Below are 4142 nucleotides of genomic sequence, written 5' to 3' on the forward strand. Positions count from 1 at the left end.
GTAGTACTTGTTGATCACCGGCGGCACCAGGAGCAATGGGATCTCGCGCACCTTGGGGGTCTGCGGGGCGTATTGAATCAATTCGAACACCGAGGTTTGCAGTACGACGGCCCCTTTGGTGACAGCCAGGTTCTCCCCCACCGCATATGCATCGGGCTCGACCATCGCCGGCACCCGGGGCTTCGAAAGCATGTCTCGGGCAAAGGCTCTCGCGCCTCGTACCGCGCTAAGACCGCCAGTGTCGATCAGCGCCTTCCAGCCGAGCGGACTGATCAGCGGGTTGTTGCTCGGCGCCAGGCCTTCCACGAAGTTGTCGATGACGAACTGCATCTTCTCGTTGTCGCGCCAATCCAGATGCGCGTCGGCAAGCAATTCCTCAGCGGTTTCGGAGCCTGCCAGATACACCTGCATGACTCTGTGCAGCAGCGGATTCTCCTGCCACGCAGGGTCACTGAAGCGCTTGTCGGCGCGTGCCGGAGCGCGGTGCGACCTGCCCGCGGCGATACTGCCGAGCTCACGGGTCAGCGCGCCGACCCGGTCGGCCACCGCACCGGGGTGCTGCGCGAGATTGCCGGCGAAGCGGGCCCAGTTGGCGTTCGGCATCATTCGACTAGCGAACGGCTTGGTGGCGCTGGTGAGGAGCAGGTCTAGCGGCGCAGCCAGTTCATCGACTCTGGTCGTGGGATCCTTGGCGGTTGCCATGTTTATCGCGTGCTTTCAGTTGTCGGAAAGGTGATGTCGCGTTTCAGGATCTTGCCGGTGGGTCCCTTGGGCAGGGCGTCGACCAGCCATACCTGGCGCGGGTACTTGTAGGCGGCCACCCGTGCTTTGACGTAGTCGCGTAACTCCGCAGGCTCCACGCATTCCCCCTCCTTCAACGCGACGGCCGCGCCAACTTCCTCACCCAACGAGTCGTGCGGGATTCCGATGACGGCGGCTTCGGCGACGGCGGGGTGCTCGTAGAGCACTTCCTCGATCTCCCGAGGATAGACGTTGTAGCCGCCGCGGATGATCAGGTCCTTGGTCCGGTCGACGATGTAGAAGTAGCCGTCCTCGTCGACACGTCCGACGTCGCCGGTGGCCAGCCAGCCGTCCGCTGTGATCGTGGCCTTGGTTGCGTCGGGCAGATTCCAGTAGCCCTTCATCACGTTGTGGCCGCGGATCTGGATCTCGCCGGTCTGCCCTTGCGGGACCTCCGCGCCGTCCAAGTCGACGACCCGCATCTGCACGCCCTCGATCGGGGTACCGATCGAGCCCACCTTGCGTTCCCGGTGCGGATGGTTGAAGGCGGCCGCCGGTGAGCTCTCGGACAGCCCGTAGCCCTCGAGAACGGTGCAGCCGAAAGCCTTTTCGAAGTCGGTGAGAACCTGCACGGGCATCGCGGCACCACCGGAGACGCAGACCCGCAGCGTGCGCGTCGCCTCCGGTGCGACTTGGTCCGCCACGCTGAGCAGCGCCGAATACATTGTCGGCACGCCCTCGAACACCGTGACGGCGTCCCGCTCGATCACCTCGATCGCCTTGCGCGGCTCGAATCGAGGGATGAGGGTCAACGTTGCGCCGGCCAGCACCGCGCCGTTGAGGCCACAGGTCAGGCCGAACACGTGGAACAGCGGCAGGCAGCCCATCACCACGTCGTCCGGCCCGGTTTCGACGAGGGTGCGGACGCTGACATCGGCGTTGCGGCCCAGGTTGCCGTGCGTGAGCATGGCGCCCTTGGGCTTTCCGGTGGTTCCGGAGGTGTGCAAGATAACCGCGACGTCGTCATGACCGCGTTCCACCGGGGACTCTTGTTCGGGCAGGTCGGTGATCAGGTCCATCAGGCCGGCGTCGTCGATAATCCAGCACTGGGCGCCCACCTCGTCTGCACCGGCGCTGGCCTCGTCAGCAAAGGCGGGTGTCCCGAACAGTGCCTTGGCGCCGCTATTGGACAGGTAGAAGGTCACCTCCCGCGCCTTGAGCAGCGGGTTCATCGGGACCGCGACGGCGCCGCGATACATGATCCCGTAAAACGCGATGGCGAATGCGGGGGTGTTGGGCAGCATCACGCCCACCCGGTCGCCGGGCTCGACTCCGGCTTGCTCGAGCAGCGTCGCTACCCGGGCCGCCGCCGCGTCGAACTCGGCGAAGGTAAATTGCAGATCGTCGCAGCGCAGCGCAACACGGTTGGGGTTGCGCTCTTTGGCTGCGACGAGATTGGTGCTCAGGCTGGTCATGAGGTGCCTCCGGGATGGACTTGAGGTGCCTGGTTTTAGGCTCACCGTGCCCAGTTGTCAATGGTGCTTCTGACTACCTCGCAGGCGCAATGTTGGCGGGGACAACAACAACGCCGCTTCGGTGTGACTGCCCACATTCGGTCGCCGAACTGCGGCTTTGCTGGTGATTCCCCTGATGGCGGTCACCGTCCGCCATCTCGACCCGGCGCAGTAACCGCTGACGGCGGCGTCCAGCTGTACGTTGATCCGGTCCAATACCGGTTGCAGTGGCCCGGCGAATGCTGAATTGAGCAGATCACGTTGCAGCCGTGGGAAATCCCGCAGCACCAGCCCCAAGATCGTCGTCAGCGCCAGCAGCAGCGGGAAGGTGGCCAGGAACGCGTAGTAGGCCAACAGTGCCACGAGATTGCCGGCTTGATTGTCGCCGAATTTCTTGGCCACCGCCACGACGAAGGCGATCGGTCGATGATGCTGTTGCCAGCGATCGAATTCGCGGGCTGAGCGTTCAATGCGATTCACCGGAGCGCCCGCCTCCCGCACCGATTATTCTGCGTCGCACGCTGCGGAGGACAGTCATCGGCGCTGCGCGGATCCTCTCAGCCGAAGCCGAGCGTGCGTTGTGGCCGGTGGCCGGTGGCCGTAGTAACCGACCGGGTCATCAGGCGAAGGCCGGCCGGCCGGGGAGCGCCCCAACGCGATAGCCGGAGCTCGCCGCGGAGTCAGGCGGCGGGGATGAGTTTTTCGACCTTCTTCGCATCGTTGCGCATGCCAAACCCGGAAACGATCTCCATCACACCGAGAATAATCAACCAGATGCCCACCACCAGAGCCAATGTGGCGATCGAGTGGAACGGATAGGCAAGCACCACAATCCCAGCGATCATGCTGATGACTCCAAAGAAAATCGTCCAACCACGACCCGGAAACTGCCGATCGCTGATCGCCACTCCCGCCGCCGACACACCACGGAAGATGAATCCGATCCCAATCCAGATGGCGAGTAAGAGAATTGCCCAATACCCCTCATCAAAGTGCCGAAACGCCAGCACCCCGAGGATGACCGAGGCCACGCCGCTAATAAAGTTCAAAAACCTGATGCCGCCCCCCGCGAAGGGCTCGTTGAATGCGAGTAACACCAGCACGAGCCCGGACAGCACCAGGTACACCCCGAACAAAACGGCAGCCACAACGATCGATTTGTGTGGCCACACTAGGATCACGACACCGAGGATCACGGCCGTAAGGCCGAAGAGGATCATCGACGTCCACAGCCGTTGCACCAGGGTATGAGCAGGATGGGTATGAGCAGGATGGGTAGTCATGCCAAAAGTGTTTCACGTCCGAACACTGCCGGGTGGGGTTTCGCAAAAGGCGGTTCGAGACCTAGTTATCCGTTTTCATCTGACCTGATACATGCGTTATGTCTGATCACAACCTAGAGAAGTACAGGGCTGTTCGGAGTTCTCGCCGAGGAAGCCGGCGTTCCGATCGGCTGCGCGAGCTGGTCGATGTCGATGCGGACGAGCTCTCGGACGTAACGGTGTCAGTGCGCACAAGGCGACAGCTCTCGACAGCGTTCCGTTCCCTGTTGTGAGGGCCGGGACTGTTAGCGCCACATCGTCCGAATCAATAGACCGAATCGGACCTGTGAGCTATTCAGCGCCCTCCAGTTTCGTCAGCTCGTCGTCAAACCATGCACTCACATAGCGGGTCTTGTTACCGACCGCTTCCTTACGCAGTTCTAAGCGATCGACGATCTGTTGAGCCACGTGACTGCGATGATTGGCTAAATTCACTGCTCCACAACCACATCCAACGCCCGCGACGTTGTGTTGGTCATCGATGTGGTGATGGTCGAGGATCTGTCGGATATGCTCCACGAGGTCAGTCATGGTAGTCCCCCGCGTGTGGTCGGACAAAGGCGCT

At 62.5% G+C, this 4142-nt stretch carries 4 protein-coding genes and 1 pseudogene; all 5 read right to left on the reverse strand.

The annotated features are described in order from the left end of the window. Positions 1–702, reverse strand: a pseudogene (locus VEI45_RS15550) (poly(3-hydroxyalkanoate) polymerase); the annotation flags it as partial. 2 nt (positions 703–704) lie between these two features. Next, positions 705–2216, reverse strand: a complete 1512-nt coding sequence (locus VEI45_RS15555; protein ID WP_324854720.1) for a long-chain fatty acid--CoA ligase — start codon at positions 2214–2216, stop codon at positions 705–707. A 57-nt stretch (positions 2217–2273) separates the two neighbouring features. Next, on the reverse strand, positions 2274–2735 hold the full coding sequence (locus VEI45_RS15560) for a hypothetical protein (protein WP_324854722.1): 462 nt from the start codon (positions 2733–2735) through the stop codon (positions 2274–2276). A gap of 200 nt (positions 2736–2935) precedes the next feature. Continuing rightward, the gene (locus tag VEI45_RS15565) at positions 2936–3499 is read right to left on the reverse strand and encodes an HdeD family acid-resistance protein (protein ID WP_324854726.1); all 564 of its coding nucleotides are present in this window, start codon (positions 3497–3499) and stop codon (positions 2936–2938) included. A gap of 369 nt (positions 3500–3868) precedes the next feature. Continuing rightward, positions 3869–4142: hypothetical protein (locus VEI45_RS15570; RefSeq protein ID WP_324854724.1), on the reverse strand; the 274-nt coding region annotated here is incomplete at its 5' end.

The sequence above is a fragment of the Mycobacterium sp. genome, assembly GCF_035623875.1.
Taxonomy (GTDB): domain Bacteria; phylum Actinomycetota; class Actinomycetes; order Mycobacteriales; family Mycobacteriaceae; genus Mycobacterium.

What these genes read in the sequence shown, in the direction of transcription:
- VEI45_RS15555 (WP_324854720.1), bottom strand. Translation starts at nt 2,216, where the DNA reads ATGACCAGCCTGAGCACCAATCTCGTCGCAGCCAAAGAGCGCAACCCC.